The following is a 17,406-nucleotide window of genomic DNA, read 5'->3' on the forward strand; positions in this document are numbered from 1 at the left end:
CCGTCATCGGCGGAGACACACCCTCACCCCGGCCCGCTTCTGCCGCGCCCAGGATCAGTCGTCGAAGGTCGCCACGACGGGGGTCTCCACGGTGTCCACTCCGACGATGGCCTCCTCGTCCCGTTTCTTGGGCAACACCGTGTTGAGGTAGTCGACGAAGGCCCACAGCGTGGTGACATCGTGTCCGGCCCGTTCCGACATGTACCAACGATGTTCGAGAACCTCGTGGAAGACCTCGGCAGGTTCCAGCTTGGCCTGGAGATCCGGAGGGATATTCGACACGATCGGTTCGTACACCCGGGCCATCCAGTCGTGGGCGACCAGTTCCTCGTTGTCGCCCTGCCTGTCCTCGCCCATCCGGTAGCTGTCCAGGTCGTTCAACAGTCGTCGGGCCTGGTTCTCCTGAACGTCCAATCCGGTGAGACGCATCAGCCGTCGGCAGTGATGGCCGGCGTCCACCACCTTGGGCTGGATCTGGATGGTCGTGTCGTCCGGGCTGGTCGACAAGGACAGTTCGTCGACATCGAACCCGAGTTTGTTGAGGCGGCGGATCCGTTCGTCCATCCGCCACCGTTCACCCGGTTCGAGGGTCTCGATCCCGGTCAGCTCCTCCCAGAGCTGCTCGTAACGGTGCACCACCCGGTCCGACATGGCGATGGGGTCCAGATCCTCCAGATTGCAGCCCAGGGCTTCGAGGTCCATGAACTCGCCGGCGATGTTCACCCGGGCGATGTCCAGGTCGTGGGCGCGTTGCCCGTCGCTCAGCGAGGGCAGCAGCTGCCCGGTCTCCGCGTCGACCAGGTAGGCGGAGAAGGAACCGGCGTCTCGTCGGAACAGGGTGTTCGACAAGGACACGTCCCCCCACCAGAAACCTTCCAGGTGCAGGCGCACCAGCAGTACCGCCAAGGCGTCCAGCAGCCGTCGGGTGGTGTCCGGTTGGACCCGCTGGCTGAAGAGGGCGCGATAGGGCAGGGCGAACTTCAGATGCCGGGTGAGCAGGCAGGCGTCCAGGGGCTCCCCGTCGGGTGTGGTGCGGCCGCTGATCACGCCGAAGGGTTTCACCGTGGGCTGTTCCATGCGCCGCAACGAACGCAGGGTGTGGTACTCGCGCCGGGCGATGTCCTCCTTGATCTCCTTGACGGCGAGGACTCGCCCGGAGACCTTCACGAAACGCACCACGTGTCGGGAGATCCCGCGGGGCAGATTGGCCATGAACGGCCCGTGCCACTCCTCCAGGGGCATCGACCAGGGCAGGTCGAGCAGGGCCGGATCAGGGCGGGCGGCAGTGATCTGCAGAGGCACAGGACCATGCTCGCACGACGTCCGAGGGTGGGGACGGCGAGGGCGGGGCGCCGCACCGGGCGACGCCCCGCCCCGAGGCCACCGACGGGAAACCGTCGTGGGTGTTCAGCTACCCAGTCGAGCTCCGGTGGTCACATCGAAACAGTGGACATGCTCCAACTTGGGCATCAGGTGGACCTTTGTGCCCTTCGCCGGGGGGACACGTCCGTCGACCCGCACGACGATCGGTTTGTCGGTGGGGTCGGCACCCTCCCTGGAACCGTAGACATAGGCGTCGGCGCCCAGCTCCTCGACGACCTCCACGGTCACCGGTAGGCCGGAGTCGGCGATCTCCAGGTCCTCCGGGCGGACCCCGAGCGTGACCCGTCCGGCGGGGGGCGGTGTCGGGCCCAGGTCGACCGCGAGGGTGGCATTGCCGAAGCTCACTCCGCCTGCGACGACGTCCATGTCGAACAGGTTCATCGCCGGGGAACCGATGAACCCGGCGACGAAGACGTTGTTCGGGTGGTCGTACATCTGCCGCGGGCTGTCGCACTGCTGGAGGAGACCGTCCTTGAGGACGGCGACCCGGTCTCCCATCGTCATGGCCTCGACCTGGTCGTGGGTGACGTAGACCGTCGTGATGCCCAGTCGGCGCTGCAGGGAGGCGATCTGGGTGCGGGTCTGCACCCGCAGTTTGGCGTCCAGGTTGGACAGGGGTTCGTCCATCAGGAAGACCTTGGGCTCACGGACGATGGCTCGGCCCATGGCGACCCGCTGACGTTGACCCCCGGAGAGCGCTTTGGGCTTGCGCTCCAGGTATTCGGTGAGATCGAGGATCTTCGCGGCTTCTTCGACCCTTTTGCGGATCTCCGCCTTGTCCACGCCGGCGATCTTCAGGGCGAAACCCATGTTGTCCGCCACGGACATGTGCGGGTACAAGGCGTAGTTCTGGAAGACCATGGCCACGTCGCGGTCCTTGGGGGACAGCTCGGTGACATCACGGTCGTCGATGTAGATCCGGCCGGAGTTGACCTCCTCGAGGCCGGCCAACATGCGCAGGCTGGTGGATTTCCCGCAGCCGGACGGGCCCACGAGAACCAGGAATTCACCGTCGGCGATATCGAGGTCCAGGGAGTCCACGCTGGGTTTGTCATTGCCCGGGTAGGTCCGGGTGGCTTGTTCAAAACGTACGGTGGCCATGACGACGTTGTCTTTCCTTTCACCGGCAGGAACGTGCCGGACGATCCGTTGTAAAAGGCTGGCTCCGATCCGGTCGGATCGGACAGTGTTGCAGCATTGCGGTCTTCACCCTACCGGTGGCTGCAGGTCAGCCTGTTCTGTCGGTTTCCTCACCCCTTGGTGGATCCGGCGGTCAGGCCGGTCACGAGGTGACGTTGGGCGAAGAAGAAGACGATCGCTGCCGGGAGCGTGATCAGCACGGCCGCCGAGGTCAGCAGGTCCCAGTGGGGGAGGGCCGGCGCCGGTGGGACGAACATCTGCATGCCGTAGGCGAGGGTGAACCGGTCGTCGGTGTTGATGAAGGCGCTGGCGTAGGCGACCTCTCCCCATGCGGTGAGGAAGGTGTAGAAGGCCGTCACCACCAGCCCGGGCCTGGCCAGCGGGAGGATGACCCGCCAGAAGGTGCCGAAGGGGCCTAACCCGTCGACCTGGGCGGCTTCGTCGAGTTCGGTCGGGATCGAGTCGAAGTAGCCCTTGAGCATCCAGGTGCAGAAGGACACGGCGATCGTGCAGTAGGCGAGGACCAGGGACAGGTGGGTGTTGATCAGCCCGAGCGCGCTCATGATCGTGTAGATCGGCACGATCAGGATCGAGACGGGGAACATCTGGGTGATCAGGAAGATCCACATCAGGGACCGTTTGCCGGGGAAGTTGAACCGGGAGATGGCATAACCGGCGGTGGCCGACATGGTGATTCCGAAGAGCATGGTGAACAGGGCGACCACCAGCGAGTTCCCGAACCAGGTCACGAAGTTCGTGGAGAAGAGCAGCTTCTGGTAGTTCTCCAGGGTCGGGGCCACCAGGACGGACGTGGACGATACCTTGTTCGCCGGGCGGAAGGAGGCCAGGGCGATCCACAGGATCGGGAAGACCGCGATCAGGGTGGCCAGGATGAGTGTGGTGTGCAGGGCGATGGAGGCGGGCACCGAGCGGACGGCGCCGGTCCGACGCCCCCGGACGGCAGGCGTCGTGGGGGTCTGCCCGGCGGTCGGGGCGACGGGTGCGGTCTGGGAATGGCTCATGTCACCACACCTCTCCCTGCTTGCGCAGTGCGCGACGGTAGACCATCGAGTAGACGATGAGGATAGACAGGATCACGACCCCGTAGGCTGCGGAGAAGCCGTAGTTGCGTACGCCTTCGAAGGCGGCCCGGTAGGCGCCGGTGACCAGGATCTCGGTGCCGCCGGAGGGGCCTCCTCGGCTGACCAGGAAGATGATCGGGAACATGTTGAAGGTCCAGATCGTGCCCAGGAGGATCACCGAGTTCGAGACGGGGCGTAGTCCCGGGAGGGTGACGTGGACGAACCGTTGCCAGGGGGAGGCGCCGTCCATCTCGGCGGCTTCGTGCAATTCGGCGGGAATGGACTGCAGCCCGCCGAGCAGGGCCACCATCATGAAGGGAACGCCCAACCAGACGTTGACCACGATGACGGCGAGCAGCGCCTTGGGGGTGCTGTCGAAGAAGTCGATGCTCTGGCCGCCCAGGGCGCGGATGGCCGCGTTCACGATTCCGGCGTCCCGGTCGTAGATGAATTTCCAGGCGAAGGCGGAGACGAAGGCCGGGATGGCCCAGGGCAGGATGAGCAGGACGCGGTAGAGGCCGCGGAAGCGCATCTCCCGGTTGAGCAGGATGGCGAGCCCCAGACCCAGGGTGTAGTGCAGGAAGACGCAGGCCGCGGTCCAGATCAAGGTGATGAGCAGCTGGTGCCAGAACTCGCCGACGCGGCCGGTCAACAGGTCGGTGTAATTCTGCAGCCCGACGAATCTGGCCTGGTGGGGGTTGGGTTCGCAGCTCTGCCCGCCGCCGAGGGTCTTCTGGCAGATCTCGGCGGCCTGGTTGGCCTCGGTGAGATTGGTGAAGGACTGGGCGATGCCCTGGACCAGGGGATAGCCGATGAGAACGGCGAGGACGATGACCACCGGGGCCACGAAGGCCCATGCATACCAATGTTTTTCCCATGTCGCTCGGAGCTTGTTCATCGACGGTCTCCGGCGGTTCGGCCCGGAAGGGGGACAGCGTGGACCTGCATGTGCTGCGTCTCCTGACGGCGGTGTTCTGCGGTGGTCGGCGGGTGCGGGTGGCCGCCCCTTCCCGGGGCAGGCCACCCGGTCGCTCATTCGGTGGCGTAGTCCTTGACGACCTCGGTCTTGTACTTCTGGGCGAGCTCGGTCATGGTCGCCTTCGGGTCGGCCGAGTTCACGACCACGGCGGTGATGCTCTTGTCCATCGGGGTGAACAGTTGGCCGGCCTCGGGGATCCACGAGCGGGCCTTGGCCGCGTCCATCGCCGGCTGGAACTGCTTGACCACAGGGTTGGTCACCTTGGCATAGGCCGACTTACGGGTGGGGAGCACCCCGATCTTGTCGGCGATCTTCGCCTGGGTGTCGGCCGAGGTCATGAACTCGACGAAGGCGACGGCTGCTTTGGCCTTGTCCTCGCTCATGCCGGACCAGACGACGTAGTCGTGTCCTCCGATGGGCCCGGCGGCCTTCTTGCTCCCGGCCGGGACGGGGGCGATGCCCAGGTTGTCGATCCCGCCGAAGGCCTCGGCCTTCTTGATGCCGGCGATCTCCCAGGGGCCTTGGACGATCATGCCGACATTTCCGCCGTTGAAGGCGTCCGTCATGGCTTTGTACGCCTCGGAGGCCGGGGGCTTGACGAATCCTGGTGCCCCCATGAGTTCCTGCATCTTGGCGACGCCTGCGACGGACTCAGCGGAGTTCACCGTGATCTTCTTGGTGGCGGTGTCGAGCAGGTCGCCGCCCTCTCCGTAGATGAAGGGGAGGGTGTAGTAGCCGACCGGGTTGAGATAGGCGCCGTCCTTGCCGGACTTGGACTTGATCGTGGCGGCGGCGGATTTCATCTCGTCCCAGGTCTTGGGGGCCTCGACGCCGGCTTCCTGGAGGAGCTTCTTGTTGTAGAAGAGCGCGAGGGTGTCGGTGACCTGGGGGACGCCGTAGGTGCCTTTGTTCCACTGGGTGGAGCCGCGTGCGGCGTCCAGGAAGTCGTCGGTGTCCTTGTCGAGGGCGGTGCCATTGAGTTTGTAGAGGTAACCGAGCGAGGCGAGTTCGGGGACCCAGGCCACATCGGAACGGAAGATGTCCGGGGCTCCGGATTTCGCGGCGGCAGCGGTCTTGAACTTGTTCTGCGCTTCGGCGAAGGGCACGGACTGGTAATTGATCTTGACGTTCGGGTACTTCTTCTGGAATTCGTCGATCAGTTCTTTGTAGGCCGGGCCTTCGTTGGTGGCATCGGAGGTATCCCACCAGGTGAGTTCGCCTTTGACGTCATTGGCATTTGCCGAGGAGCCGGATCCTCCGGAACCGGCATTTCCGCCGCCGCAGGCCGTGACTGCGATGAGCGTGGTGGTGAGTATGGCGGTGACCAGAATGCTGCGACGCATGTCTTTGGCTCCTCGTTGATCAGATCGGGCTCCGATGCCCGCGTCATCAGCCAGATTACGAGCCTGCAAGAAATTGCACAAGAAGTTGCAATCATCTTGCAGGGAATATCCGTCATAGGTCATGCTGCTCAGGTGCTCGTGACCCAACACGAGCCTGCCTGTAGGAGCTCACTATGCGCGCACCCCGCCTCGCCGATGTGGCCGAACGTGCCGGGGTCTCTGAAGCGACCGTCAGCCGGGTCCTGAACGGCAAACCCGGCGTCGCCGAGAGCACCCGTACCGCCGTGCTCGCCGCCGTCGACATGCTGGGCTACGACCGGCCCGCCAAACTACGCCGAGCCAGCGCAGGCCTGGTCGGCCTGATCGTCCCCGAACTGGTCAACCCCGTCTTCCCCGGCTTCGTCCAGGTCATCGAAGGAGCCCTCGCCGCCCACGCCTTCACCCCCATCCTGTGCACCCAGACCCCCGGCGGCATCGCCGAGGACGACTACGTGCAGATGATGTGCGAACGCGGCGTCTCCGGGATCATCTTCATCTCGGGACTACACGCCGACACCACCGCAGACCTCGACAGATATCACCAACTCCGCACTCGCGGACTGCCCTTCGTCCTGATCAACGGGTACCGGGAGAATGTCGACGCCGCCTGCGTCAGCTGCGACGACGTGGCCGCGATGCACCAGGCGGTCGCCCATCTGACCTCGTTGGGCCACCGTCGGATCGGGTTGGCTACCGGGCCGGAGCGTTTCGTCCCGGTGCAACGTTCTGTCACCGGTTTCCGTCAGGCCATGGCACAGCTGGCCGGGATCAGCGAGGTCGACCGGTTCGTCGCCACCACCTGGTACACCGTCGAGGGCGGCGCCGAGGCCGCGTCCCGTCTCGTGGACCAGGGATGTACCGCCTTGGTCTTCGGGAGCGACATCATGGCGTTGGGCGCCGTCCAGGAGATCCGCAGACGGGGGCTCGACGTGCCCGGGGACATCTCGGTCATCGGGCACGACGACTCGCCACTGATCGCTTTCACCGATCCGCCGTTGACCACATTGCGGCAGGACGTCGACGCGATGGGGCACGCCGCAGTCGTCTCGCTGCTCGGCGAGATCGAGGGCCGTCCGGCGCCCCGGGCCGACCTCGTCTTCCACGCCGAACTGGTCGAACGGGGATCGACTGCTCCGGTCCCTTCCAGGCCGTCCTCGTCGGTCGGTACCCCGGTGGCATCCTCCGGGGAGAACGGTCCGGTGCCGACGAAGCCCCGTCAGTAGGTCCGTCGTCGGAAGGAGCTTCTGGCGGCGACGAACTCCTGCAGAACGGCCACCGCCCCGGCGACATCGCGCACCCGCGCACCGGCTGCCGTCTCGCCCGGGCCGACTTTCACGGTCAGGTCACCGGCTGCGGCGTCGAGGACCTCGAAGGCCCGTTCGTCGGTGACATCGTCACCCAGGAAGATCGTGCCCTCGGACGACGTCTCCTCGGCCAGATCGGCCAGCGCGCTGCCCTTGTCGGCCCGGACGACACCGATCTCGAAGACGTCCTTCCCGTGCAGCCCGTGCGATCCGGGGAAATGCTCGTGCACCTCGGCGGCTGCTGCCAGGGCGCGGGAATTGCCCGGCTCGGCCATCCCGCGGGTGTGCAGGACCACCGCGGCAGGTTTGCGCTCCACCCGGCTTCCTTCGTGGGCGGAACAGACCTCCTGCAGTGCCTGGTCGATCTGCGCCAGCAGCGAGCGTTGCGCGTCGGTCAGCGACCCGGAGCCCGGCCGTCTGGTCGACTGGGCTCCGTGGGTGCCGATCAGGACGATCGGCGGGTCGTCGCCGACTCCGGAGAGCTCCCGGAGGACGGCAAGCTCCCGGCCGGACACCAGGGCTACCGTCACCCCGGGTAGCCGTGCGGCGGCCTGTAAGGCTTCGATGGCCCCGGGCGCGGGGGACACCTGCATCGGGTCGTCCTCGAAAGGCGCGACGGTGCCGTCGAAATCGCTGGCCAACAGCACGGAGTCGAGGGCGGCCATCCGGTGGATCCGGTCGATCAGCTCCGGTGTCAGCGCAGGTTCCACCGCTCTATGCTCCCGCGAACTTGGCCGACGGTGTACGCCGCTGCTCCGACGGCGGGCGATGGGGAGCGCACTCGAGGGCGTCGAGGAAACGTCCGGCCCATCGCTGGACGTCGTGCTGTGCGACCCGCTTCCGTAGGGAACGCATCCGGCGCCGTTTCTCCCGGTCGGTGGCTGTGGCCGCCCGGATGATGGTGTTCTTCAACCCCTGGATGTCATGCGGGTTGCACAGGAATGCATGGTTCAGTTCGTCGGCGGCACCGGCGAACTCGGACAGGACCAAGGCGCCGTTGCCGTCGTGGTGGCAGGCCACGTACTCCTTCGCGACCAGGTTCATCCCGTCTCTCAGCGGAGTGACCAGCATGACGTCGGCGGCCTGGTACATGGCTGCCATCTCCGCCTGATCGAAGCTCTGATGCAGATAGTGCACCGCTGTGGCGCCGATCCCCGAGTAGTCACCGTTGATCTGGCCGACGGTGAGTTCCACCTGGTCGCGCAGGTCACGGTAGGCGTCCACCCGCTCCCGGCTCGGCACGGCCACCTGCATGAAACACACGTCCGGTGGCGCGATCTTCTCGTCCTTGAGCAGCTCCTGGTAGGCCTTCAACCGGTGCCTCAGGCCTTTGGTGTAGTCCAGCCGGTCCACTCCCAACATCAGGACCCGCGGGTTCCCCAGTGATTCGCGGATCTCCTGGGCCCGGGCGATGACCTCGGGGCTGCGGGCGAGCCGGTCGAGCTGTTCGGTGTCGATCGAGATCGGGATCCCGGCGGCTCGCACGTGTCGGGTGCTGCCGTCGGCGTCGGTGGCCGTCACGGTGTCCCGTTTGGTGGGCAGGCCACCCAATTGGCGGCAGGCCCGGATGAAGTTGCCGGCATCGCTGGGCTTCTGGAAGCCGAGGAAGTCTGCTCCGATGAGACCGGCGATGATCTCCGCGCGCCAGGGCAGTTGGGCGAAGAGTTCCACCGGGGGGAAGGGGATGTGGTTGAACCAGCCGATCCGGACATCGGGGCGTATCTGGCGCAACAGAGCGGGCACCAACTGGAGTTGGTAGTCGTGGATCCACACGGTGGCACCGGGGGCCGCCACCTCGGCCAAGGCCTGCGCGAACCGGCCGTTCACTCGACGGTAGGCCTGCCACCAGCGACGGTGGAAGGTCGCCGGCACGATCACGTCGTGGTAGATCGGCCAGAGGGTGTCATTCGACAGGCCTTCGTAGTAGTCGGCGACGTCCTCGGCCGTCAACGCCACCGGTACCAGGTACATGCCGCCGTCCTCGAAGGGGTCCGGCGCGTCGCCGGCGTCCCCGGCCCATCCCACCCAGGCGCCTTCGCGGCCACGCATGACCGAGTCCATCGCGGTCACCAGTCCGCCGGGGCTGCGTTGCCAGGACGAGCTCCCGTCGGGTTCGTCGTGACGGTCGACCGGCAGTCGGTTCGCCGCCACGACGAAGTCGTAGGTGCGAGTTACTTTTCCGGAGGACTTCCCGGTGTGCTCCTGCACGTGAAACCACTCCTCACCGGACACCGACCGAGCGCTGCTCGCTCGAAAGGCCTTGTGTCCCCTGCTCCCTGGTAGTGACACTCTACGGTGGACAGGTTCGGGGCAAGGCTCGTCGAGAACGATGAAACTTCGACGGAGCAGGTCCGGGGTCGTGCGGAATCCGGCGGGTCCACAGAGGGACCACCCTCAGCGAGCGCACAGTGAAGGGACGTACTCTTGGGCTGTTCGGGACTCTGATACGAGTGTCCTGATGACCGCAGGGGTCCACGGTCCATATCGGGAGGTGACATGAGCGCGACCGTCGGTCGTGGTCCTAGCCCTGGCGCAGGACGGCTGGGTCGGTACCGGCTCTGTTCCGAACTGGGCCGTGGCGGCATGGGTGTCGTGCATCTCGCGCTGGACGAAGAAGGCCAGGCCGTGGCGATCAAGGTGCTGCGCGACCACGTGTTGGACGATCCGGCTGCGCGCGCCCGCCTGTCCAGGGAGGCCGATCACCTTTCCCGTATCCGTCACCCCGGGATCGCCGGGATCATCGATGCGGATGTCGAAGGCGCTCGCCCGTATGTGGTGACCAGGTATGTGCCCGGGCCTTCCCTGGAGCAGTATGTCGCCCAGCACGGCCCGTTGAGCGCGCCGAAGTTGTTGGGGCTGGCGAAGGACCTCTCCGCGGCATTGTCCGCGGTGCACACTGCCGATGTGGTCCACCGGGACCTGAAGCCGGGAAATGTCTTGATCCACGACGGCCGGGGGGTGTTGATCGACTTCGGTATCGCGCATGGTTCCGGTGATGTGCGGTTGACCTCGACGGGTCTGGTGATGGGTACTCCTGGGTTCCTGGCGCCGGAGATTCTCGACGGGGCCGATGTGACGCCGGCTACTGACTGGTGGGCTTGGGCGGCGACCTTGGCGTTCGCTGCGTCGGGGCGGGTTCCTTTCGGTGATCAGCCGGTGGATGCGGTGTTGGCTCGGATCAGGGCGGGGGAGTGTGATCTGACCGGGGTCGACCCGGAGTTGGCGCCGTTGTTGCGTGCGGCGCTCGATCCGAGGCCGGGGGCGCGTCCTACTCGTGAGCAGATCTTGTACGAACTGGAGCGTTATGCCTCCGGTGGCCGGAAGACGGCGGCGATCCCGGCGATGCCGGTGACGCGGGCTCTTCCGGGTGCGGCACAGACGGCGGCGGCCCCGGTGGCGGCTCCGGGTGCGACGGCTGCGGCTCCGGTGGCTCCTCAAGTGCCCGCTCCGACGGCGGAGGCCTCGGCGCCGGCTCCGGCCTGGAAACAGGCGGTCGACCGGGCGCAGCCTCTGTGGGAGGAGACGCTGGGTCGGGCCAAGCGGCATCGTAGTTCCGGTCTGGTGATCTGCTTGGCCGCGCTGTTCGCTGCGCTGACCTTGGCGGCTCCGGTGAAGTCCTTGCTCCTGGCGATCTCCTGGACGTGGCTGGCCAGGTCGGTGGAACGTGCCGGGCGCATCCTGGGTCGTCAGCGTAGTGAGCACGGTGTGCGCCGGTGGGATACGACGAAGGCGTTGCTGTTGATGCCTTTGCATGCGGTGACCACCCTGGTGAGCACGCTGGTCGGGGCGTTGGCTCCGACGGTGGCCGCCTATTGCGCGGTGTTGGGGTGCATCACTTTGCAGAAGACCGGGGTTCTTCCGGGGTCCTCGTTCAATCCTGGTGCTCCGGGGCCTTTGTTCGTGGGTTCGGTGACGGCGATGGTGGTCTTCTGGTGGGGTACGGGCAGCGAGCATGTCCGTTTGGGGACCCGCGCCGTGTTGGAGAGTGTGGGGGCGTGGCGTTATGGCTCTGCGTGCGCGGCGGCCTTGTTGCTGGGGTTGGCTGCGGTGATCGCGTTGATCTCGCAGTCGACCGGTTTCACGCCTTCGTGGGAGCCCTTGTCCGGGGACCCGTTCGGGTGGTTGCGGAAAGCCTTGCGCTGAGGATGCGGGGCGGGTGGCCGGGAGGCCCCCGCCCTTTTTCGTGCCCGGCTCCGGGCGGGGGTGTCCTGGGGCGGTTCCGTCGCGGTCGATTCCGAATCGTGATCTAGGTGAGGGAACGGTGCCGCGAGCAGGCATTTTTCGGATCTGCCCGTAGCGCAGGACGATTCGTACATCCTCTACTCCCGCTGGGTGCCGGCTGGGACCGGGGGGTGAGGATTCGGGCGGAGAGCGGTCAGACTCTCGGAATACGGACATAATGCCGGTCGTTTTCTGAGATTATTTTCAGGTTCGGTGTCTCGCGGTCGAGTGGGGGCCTGGAACGGAATACGCCTCTCGCCTGCAGAATTGCCAAAGGGGGCGGCGAGAGGCCCGCAGATCCGGATGATCGACGTTGCGCAATTGAGATTCAGCAGCATCCCTGTCGTTACGCTGAAGTCGTCTCAACCGCGTGTGAGTGGCCGTACCTCCGAGCCCACCACCCGAGCGTGGGCGGCCCGGACGAACGACGTACGGTATTCAGCCAGTACAACTAAACTGCACAACCAACCGTTACACGTGTCCGGTGCGCCCAACATTCGTCGGCGGGCACGGTCGGCCTCCGGGCCGGCATAGACGATGACGGGGAACCCACCGGCACCCGCCGGATCGCCGTAACCGTACGGCTTGGGGTGAAGCCGACTCCGGTCGGCCGGGCACCTGGCAGCCCGAACCCGGCAGCTGACCCCGTAGGCGCTCGTCAGGAAGGACTTTGAGCAGCACATGGCCTATACCCCTAAGCACGCTTCCCCTCGCCGTTCAGTCCGTCGCACCGTCAAAGTCGGCGCCCTCGGCGTCGCCACCGCCACGGTCGGCGTCGGCATGGCCGCCGTCCCCGCGCAGGCAGCACCTGCCGGCGGCAACGCCTGGGACCGTCTCGCCCAGTGCGAGGCCGGCGGAAACTGGCACATCAACAACGGCAACGGTTACTACGGCGGCCTCCAGTTCTCCTTGAGGAGCTGGCAGGGCGCGGGCGGCTCCGCTTACGCGGCACGCCCCGACCTGGCCAGCCGTGAGGCGCAGATCGCCGTCGGTCAGAAACTCCTCGCCATGCAGGGCCCCGGAGCCTGGCCGGTGTGTTCGGTCAAAGCCGGTCTGACCAAGGCTTCCGGTTCGGTGGGCGGCGGCGCCGTCGCCAAGCCTGCCGCGCTGGCCAACCCCGCGCAGACCGCTGCGAAGCCCGCAGTGGCGACGAAACCGGCAGCCGTAGCTGCCACTCCCAAGGCGGTTGCCCCGGTGAAGCCGGCCCACGGCCAGCTGAGCGCCTCGGACACGCAGATGGTGCAGCAGTGGCTCGGTGGCGAAGCCACCGGCACCTGGGACAAGGCAGCCCTGTCCGCGCTGCAGGCGCGACTCGGGGTCTCCGAGACCGGCAAGACCGATGCCGCGACCATCGCCGCCACCGAGAAGCTCTTCGGTATGAAGGCTTCCGGCCTGGACTACTTCACCCAGCCGATGCTGGTCTCTCTCGCGGCACATGCCCGCGCTGAGGTGGCCGCAGCGAGCCTCCAGTCGCTGATGCTGGCCGCTGAGGGCGGCAACATCTCCCCGGAGACCGTCGGCCTCAACGCCGACCCGGTCGCCTACAGCTGATCCGAGCCGGCGATCCCGGTCGTCACCGCAGTTGACTGCGGTGCTCACCTCGACCGGGTGACCACATGCTCCACCCGTCGTGGGTGCGCCTTCCTAGCCAGGAGAAGGCGCACCCACGACGACTTTCCGGGGCAGCTCACCGGAGGAAAGACACAGACCGCCCCCTCCGGTGGCCGGCGAGTTCGGCTGCCCGTCTAAAATCGTCTAGTCTGAACCAGGCCTGACCAACGCGCAGGCACTGCTGGAGTGGCGCAATCGGTAGCGCACCTGTCTTGTAAACAGGTGGTTGAGGGTTCGAGTCCCTTCTCCAGCTCTCTGAACAGCAGATTCATGTTAGTTCCCCTCTCCATCGTTCGGGAAGTACACGGTTACGTCCTCGCTTTGGAGTGCCCCGAGCGGGTCGATCAGCTCCAATGCCGCCACGACGCGAGGATCGGGAGCGCCCCGGCCTAGGTAGACGTCTTGGGTCATCGAGACGCGGGAGTGCCCGAGTTGGTCGGCGATCAGTCGGGCTGTGAGGCCGGAGTCGTCCAGCACGCTCGCGGTGGTCTTACGCCAGACGTGCGAGGTCACCCAATCCATACCCGCCTTCTGCCGCGCTTCCCCGAGCCAGCGCCCGACGTTGCGGGGGTCGCGGAAACCGGCGTCGATGGTGCCGAAGACCGGTTCCTCGGGCCCGACCCCGACCAGCAGCACGACCGCCTCGACAAGCTGTTCGCTGGCGACCGGCACCTGCAGGTCGAGTGACCTGGGGCATCTGCCAGCGCATGATCTCCGCCTACCGGGACCCGGACCGCACGGCCGGTCGCACCGAGATGAGCTCGGTCATCGACGCCCTCACCGAGGGCGTGCCCAAGCCGCTGGTCGAGCTGTGCACGCTCGGCCGCACCCTGGCCCGCCGCGCCCTGACGCCGCTCTACGGGCCGTTACCGGTTCACCCCACGGTCTCGGGTGTGGTTCGGTCAAGGTGACTCAGGCCGTGCACGAGGGCTCCCCGCCCACCTCCAACCGGAGGGACCACAAAAGGCAGCTATCTTACTTGACTCTTGAATTCTTCAACTTACTTCTTAGACCCGTGCGACCCGAGCAACGTGAACAACATCCCAATAGCCGCCAAAGCAGCTGCTATAACCCAAGCGTCATGCTTCGCCATGATAATTGCTAGCGAGACCGCATATGTCACGGCTGCGACGGCGAAGAACTTTCGGCTCTTCGGAGAGTGTCGCTCCACCAAAGGATGATCGGGGTGAAGACTTCCTGTAGCCCTAAATGCAGTAAAGTTCAAAACTATGCACGCAAGGAGGATCAGGATGGGGAACCAGATCTGACTCATTTCAAGAAGAGAGTCGAATAATCATAGCCAAGACGGCAGCGATGAACTTCGTCTTCATCCATTGCGATGTAAGGGCGCCAATCACAGGCCCACCCGCACAGTCAAAGATCGCGTTCCAAACCCACGTGGGAGGGGGGATATTCTGGTTCGCCCGGCTAGCAAGATCCTGGATGGCGGAGGCAGGCAAGGAGCTGAGCGCCCCCTTGGCGAACCAAGCAACGGCAGCTACAGCAATAGCGGCGACGGCAGGAAGCGCACGAGGCGCTGGCCCGATCAATTCATATTGAACCTCAACGCCATCCAGAGCTCTGATGATCTCATCAGAGAGATACCCCGAGTCGATAAGAGACTGGGCCTCCTGAATGTCTTGATAGGTCAACTGTGCAACAGGGGCGACAGCGCACTGGCGTCGTCGACTATGAGCCGGAGCGTGCTCAGGCAGCTGCTTTTCCTTTACGGCAGCCTGCGCGGACCGTGAAGGAAAAGAGGCAATTGGTACGGTCAGGGCCACAAGACCCAGGGTCAGGGCGTTGGGCCGTGAGGGAGTCATGTCGTCTCCTTCCTGATGCCCAATATGACCGTCCTAGGATATCCGGCCTGACCTGGGCGCTGGGTCAAAACGCTCCTCGATACTTCCGGACCAGACACCGCCACAACGCTGCTCGACGCGGCCGTTACCGGCTCATCCCACGGGTGCGGTTCGTATCGAGGTCGAGGCGGGCTCGGTCCAGGTGGCTCAAGCCCTGCACGACGGCTCCCGGACCGAGGGCAGGTATGCCCCGCAGGGGCCCGAGGCGGCTGCCGTTGGCGCGTCGGATCGCCTGGATTTGAGCCAGGTTCGCGCGCTGCTCGGACCGCTGCTGGGCGTTCATTGTCCGCTGCTTGACCACCGTGGCCTTCTTCGCGCGCCGTGTGGCCCAGAACAAACCTCCCTGCACGCTGCCCGCGCTGATCTGCCGGTGCATCGTGACCGCGCTCATGGCGCGGTGCTTCTCGTGCGCGGCCACGGTCGCGGTCTGCACGCGCGCCTCGTAGGACGACGCGCGCTCAAGGAACTTCTTGGGCTCTACCGGGGGGCACCCGCACCTGGACCGGGCGCAGCACCAGATCCTTCGGCAGTCGCCCCAGGACAGCCTCCCGGTCGAGGTCGGAGGCTTTCAGCCCCACCGGTTTCCCGGCTGCGTCGACGTGTCCGGTGTCGCGGAAGGAATAGCCGTTCATCCGTCCCGTGGACGCAACGTTGGCGCGCCACTGCACGTCGTTCTCGGTCAGCGCGGCCTCGAACGCCTCCCGGCCCCCACCGATCCGCACGGCGTGATCCCGCGCGGCCTGTATGACGGCAGCACCCGAACCGTTCGGGCAGGTCCCGCCACGCCGGCCCCGTCCGGAACCGCGCTACGCGGTCGCCTCGATCACAGTGCGCCGATCCACCGGCGGACGCTCCCTGAGCGCTACTGGCGGGAACACCCCCCGAATCAGTTCCCACACCTCGTCCGTGATGACATCTCTTGACGCCAGGGTCACTCACACGCCTCGACAACCCTTTAGCAACACGCCCTAGCCTGCGCGGCCTACCATGCCGTCATGGTCCGCATCGATTACATCGATGACCCGAATGCCCCAGCGGTCAACAGCGTGGTGCCGTCGGTGGTTGCCATCGTGCAGAACGATCGAGGCGAGCTGTTGCTCATCCACAAGACGGACAATGACAAGTGGGCCCTGCCCGGCGGCGGCCATGACCCCGGTGAGAGCATTACCGCGACCGTGGTCCGCGAGGTCAAGGAAGAAACCGGGTACGACGTCGAGGTGGAGACGCTCACGGGGACCTACACCAATCCTCGGCACGTGATGGCCTATGACGATGGAGAGGTGCGCCAGCAGTTCTCTCTGGCCTTCCGGGCCCGGTTGGTCGGCGGTGAAGCCCGGACGAGCAGTGAGAGTGATCAGGTGGAATGGGTGCCGGTGGCTGACCTGGGCGCTTTGACTATGCATCCGTCCATGCGGCAGCGCATCGACGATGCTCTAACTGCAGATCGGCCAGTCCTGCGGTAGACCAAGACGGTCCTTCGCCCGTCGGGAGGCCGCCAGTAGCGCGGGGGCCGACCGCTCCACAGCGCGATGCACCGGATCGTCCTCGGAGTAGCGGCGCAGGATCTCTGCCAGCCGCGCCGTGTCGACCATGGGAGCGCCGTCCGGTCCAGTAGACAAATCGATCATTGTCAGCGCATCCAGCCCTACAAGCTGCGGCTCAGGGATGATCGACCACTCTGCGACGAGGCCGCGTTCGTCGGCCTCGAACTGAGCGCCTGTGTGCCAACCGACCAACCGCACGACTTCATCAGGGGCGCCCTCCTGGCTGAGGAACTGGGCGCCATCCAAGGCATGCAGGTGAGTCGAGACCAGCGGCGGGGCGTAACCGACGTCGTGTAGCCAGGCAGCGACGATGACGTGCTCGGGAAGGTCGCAGCAGTCGCCAAGTTCTTCCGCCCGCTGACCAACAGCCTGCACGTGTTCCCAGCGACGGCCCATCTCGCCGACCAGCGTCCGGGCCAAGTCCCGCGCCGTGTCGACCGTCATCGCCATGCCTCAATGCTCCCAATCTCTCGACACATCCGCCTGCTGGTGAAGCGCCACCGGCTGCGGCGTGAGGAATATCCTTACTGGTTCAAGGCGCCCGCTCCGCGGGCGCAGCGGAGGGACCCTGCGCTCCGGCCTCCGGGCTTCGCCCTCGGCCTACGCGCTCCCACCATGGCTGATACTTGGGCACTGCAAGGAGATTTATCCGATGAGATTCTACTCTGACCGCCCTCGCACTTTGAGCAATAGGCCCCATTTCACCCTTGAGCATGATAACTGGAATGACTATTGGGAGTTCGAAACCCTTTTTTTCTCACATACTGGGAGAACGGGTCCGCTACTCCTATAGGTGCCGTCAAGATCGCTTCCGAGCCCATGGAAGGTAGTAGGCCGGAGTTGCCCAGCGAGTTCACTAAGCTAGACCCACAATTTTTTTCTTTAGGGCAGGATAAAG

Annotated in this window: 16 protein-coding genes, 1 tRNA gene, 1 pseudogene and 1 riboswitch; of the genes and pseudogenes, 6 read left to right on the forward strand and 12 right to left on the reverse strand. The window is 65.6% G+C overall.

Features of this window, described 5'->3' with window-relative positions; translation table 11 throughout:
- Nucleotides 1-54: 54 nt before the first annotated feature.
- The 5 genes from AUCHE_RS07035 to AUCHE_RS07060 form a co-directional block, all read right to left on the reverse strand.
- Nucleotides 55-1,302, reverse strand: coding sequence for a DUF4032 domain-containing protein (locus AUCHE_RS07035; protein WP_006502589.1), 1,248 nt, complete (start codon nt 1,300-1,302; stop codon nt 55-57).
- Nucleotides 1,303-1,407: 105 nt separating this feature from the next.
- Nucleotides 1,408-2,484: an ABC transporter ATP-binding protein gene (locus AUCHE_RS15595; RefSeq protein ID WP_006502590.1), complete on the reverse strand. Its 1,077-nt coding sequence runs from the start codon at nt 2,482-2,484 to the stop codon at nt 1,408-1,410.
- A 149-nt stretch (nt 2,485-2,633) separates the two neighbouring features.
- A complete protein-coding gene (locus AUCHE_RS07050; protein ID WP_006502591.1) occupies nt 2,634-3,545 on the reverse strand; it encodes a sugar ABC transporter permease in 912 nt (303 codons plus the stop codon).
- A gap of 1 nt (nt 3,546) precedes the next feature.
- A complete protein-coding gene (locus AUCHE_RS07055) occupies nt 3,547-4,503 on the reverse strand; it encodes a carbohydrate ABC transporter permease (RefSeq protein ID WP_006502592.1) in 957 nt (318 codons plus the stop codon).
- A 134-nt stretch (nt 4,504-4,637) separates the two neighbouring features.
- Nucleotides 4,638-5,927 carry an extracellular solute-binding protein gene (locus tag AUCHE_RS07060; RefSeq protein WP_006502593.1) on the reverse strand — a complete coding sequence of 430 codons (1,290 nt, stop codon included), beginning with the start codon at nt 5,925-5,927 and terminating at the stop codon, nt 4,638-4,640.
- 173 nt (nt 5,928-6,100) lie between these two features.
- On the opposite strand from AUCHE_RS07060, the gene AUCHE_RS07065 reads away from it, so the two are divergent.
- Complete coding sequence (locus AUCHE_RS07065; RefSeq protein ID WP_006502594.1) at nt 6,101-7,189, forward strand: LacI family DNA-binding transcriptional regulator; 1,089 nt, start codon at nt 6,101-6,103, stop codon at nt 7,187-7,189.
- Here the strand turns inward: AUCHE_RS07065 and otsB are convergent.
- Together otsB and AUCHE_RS07075 are read right to left on the reverse strand one after the other, a co-directional pair.
- Entirely contained in the window at nt 7,183-7,980 is a 798-nt protein-coding gene (otsB, locus tag AUCHE_RS07070; RefSeq protein ID WP_006502595.1) for a trehalose-phosphatase, read from the reverse strand. The two genes, AUCHE_RS07065 and otsB, sit on opposite strands and share 7 nt — an antisense overlap.
- 4 nt (nt 7,981-7,984) lie before the next feature.
- The gene (locus tag AUCHE_RS07075) at nt 7,985-9,478 is read right to left on the reverse strand and encodes an alpha,alpha-trehalose-phosphate synthase (UDP-forming) (protein ID WP_006502596.1); all 1,494 of its coding nucleotides are present in this window, start codon (nt 9,476-9,478) and stop codon (nt 7,985-7,987) included.
- A 288-nt stretch (nt 9,479-9,766) separates the two neighbouring features.
- Between AUCHE_RS07075 and AUCHE_RS17710 the strand changes: the two genes are divergently transcribed.
- The 3 genes from AUCHE_RS17710 to AUCHE_RS07090 all read left to right on the forward strand — a co-directional run bounded on the left by AUCHE_RS17710 (nt 9,767) and on the right by AUCHE_RS07090 (nt 13,355).
- On the forward strand, nt 9,767-11,413 hold the full coding sequence (locus AUCHE_RS17710; RefSeq protein WP_006502597.1) for a serine/threonine-protein kinase: 1,647 nt from the start codon (nt 9,767-9,769) through the stop codon (nt 11,411-11,413).
- 591 nt (nt 11,414-12,004) lie between these two features.
- Nucleotides 12,005-12,162: riboswitch (cyclic di-AMP (ydaO/yuaA leader) on the forward strand.
- A gap of 10 nt (nt 12,163-12,172) precedes the next feature.
- Nucleotides 12,173-13,042 (forward strand): transglycosylase family protein, encoded by an 870-nt coding sequence (locus AUCHE_RS17715; protein ID WP_006502599.1) that lies wholly within the window; start codon nt 12,173-12,175, stop codon nt 13,040-13,042.
- Between the two features lie 240 nt (nt 13,043-13,282).
- A tRNA-Thr gene (locus AUCHE_RS07090) sits at nt 13,283-13,355 on the forward strand.
- Between the two features lie 20 nt (nt 13,356-13,375).
- Here the strand turns inward: AUCHE_RS07090 and AUCHE_RS17240 are convergent.
- Complete coding sequence (locus tag AUCHE_RS17240; protein WP_052024837.1) at nt 13,376-13,774, reverse strand: tyrosine-type recombinase/integrase; 399 nt, start codon at nt 13,772-13,774, stop codon at nt 13,376-13,378.
- On the opposite strand from AUCHE_RS17240, the pseudogene AUCHE_RS17970 reads away from it, so the two are divergent.
- Nucleotides 13,727-13,944, forward strand: a pseudogene (locus tag AUCHE_RS17970) (ISL3 family transposase); the annotation flags it as partial. The gene AUCHE_RS17240 and the pseudogene AUCHE_RS17970 overlap by 48 nt on opposite strands.
- Before the next feature lie 432 nt (nt 13,945-14,376).
- Here AUCHE_RS17970 and AUCHE_RS07110 read toward each other — a convergent pair.
- From AUCHE_RS07110 to AUCHE_RS07120, 3 genes are all read right to left on the reverse strand, one after another.
- The gene (locus AUCHE_RS07110) at nt 14,377-14,925 is read right to left on the reverse strand and encodes a hypothetical protein (RefSeq protein ID WP_006502603.1); all 549 of its coding nucleotides are present in this window, start codon (nt 14,923-14,925) and stop codon (nt 14,377-14,379) included.
- 124 nt (nt 14,926-15,049) lie between these two features.
- Nucleotides 15,050-15,397 (reverse strand): hypothetical protein, encoded by a 348-nt coding sequence (locus AUCHE_RS07115; protein WP_006502604.1) that lies wholly within the window; start codon nt 15,395-15,397, stop codon nt 15,050-15,052.
- 25 nt (nt 15,398-15,422) lie between these two features.
- A complete protein-coding gene (locus AUCHE_RS07120) occupies nt 15,423-15,686 on the reverse strand; it encodes a hypothetical protein (RefSeq protein ID WP_006502605.1) in 264 nt (87 codons plus the stop codon).
- A 273-nt stretch (nt 15,687-15,959) separates the two neighbouring features.
- On the opposite strand from AUCHE_RS07120, the gene AUCHE_RS07125 reads away from it, so the two are divergent.
- Nucleotides 15,960-16,427, forward strand: coding sequence for an NUDIX hydrolase (locus AUCHE_RS07125; RefSeq protein WP_006502606.1), 468 nt, complete (start codon nt 15,960-15,962; stop codon nt 16,425-16,427).
- Here AUCHE_RS07125 and AUCHE_RS07130 read toward each other — a convergent pair.
- Complete coding sequence (locus tag AUCHE_RS07130) at nt 16,398-16,958, reverse strand: HD domain-containing protein (protein WP_006502607.1); 561 nt, start codon at nt 16,956-16,958, stop codon at nt 16,398-16,400. The genes AUCHE_RS07125 and AUCHE_RS07130 overlap by 30 nt on opposite strands.
- Nucleotides 16,959-17,406: the final 448 nt, after the last annotated feature.

Source organism: Austwickia chelonae NBRC 105200, from assembly GCF_000298175.1.
Lineage (GTDB): Bacteria > Actinomycetota > Actinomycetes > Actinomycetales > Dermatophilaceae > Austwickia > Austwickia chelonae.

Excerpts from the sequence above, each read along its gene's own strand:
- AUCHE_RS15595 (WP_006502590.1), bottom strand. The coding sequence starts at position 2,484 with ATGGCCACCGTACGTTTTGAACAAGCCACCCGGACCTACCCGGGCAAT.
- AUCHE_RS07050 (WP_006502591.1), bottom strand. The coding sequence starts at position 3,545 with ATGAGCCATTCCCAGACCGCACCCGTCGCCCCGACCGCCGGGCAGACC.
- AUCHE_RS07060 (WP_006502593.1), bottom strand. The coding sequence starts at position 5,927 with ATGCGTCGCAGCATTCTGGTCACCGCCATACTCACCACCACGCTCATC.
- AUCHE_RS07110 (WP_006502603.1), bottom strand. The coding sequence starts at position 14,925 with ATGACTCCCTCACGGCCCAACGCCCTGACCCTGGGTCTTGTGGCCCTG.
- AUCHE_RS07065 (WP_006502594.1), top strand. The coding sequence starts at position 6,101 with ATGCGCGCACCCCGCCTCGCCGATGTGGCCGAACGTGCCGGGGTCTCT.
- AUCHE_RS07125 (WP_006502606.1), top strand. The coding sequence starts at position 15,960 with ATGGTCCGCATCGATTACATCGATGACCCGAATGCCCCAGCGGTCAAC.
- AUCHE_RS17710 (WP_006502597.1), top strand. The coding sequence starts at position 9,767 with ATGAGCGCGACCGTCGGTCGTGGTCCTAGCCCTGGCGCAGGACGGCTG.
- AUCHE_RS07130 (WP_006502607.1), bottom strand. The coding sequence starts at position 16,958 with ATGGCGATGACGGTCGACACGGCGCGGGACTTGGCCCGGACGCTGGTC.
- AUCHE_RS07055 (WP_006502592.1), bottom strand. The coding sequence starts at position 4,503 with ATGAACAAGCTCCGAGCGACATGGGAAAAACATTGGTATGCATGGGCC.
- AUCHE_RS17715 (WP_006502599.1), top strand. The coding sequence starts at position 12,173 with ATGGCCTATACCCCTAAGCACGCTTCCCCTCGCCGTTCAGTCCGTCGC.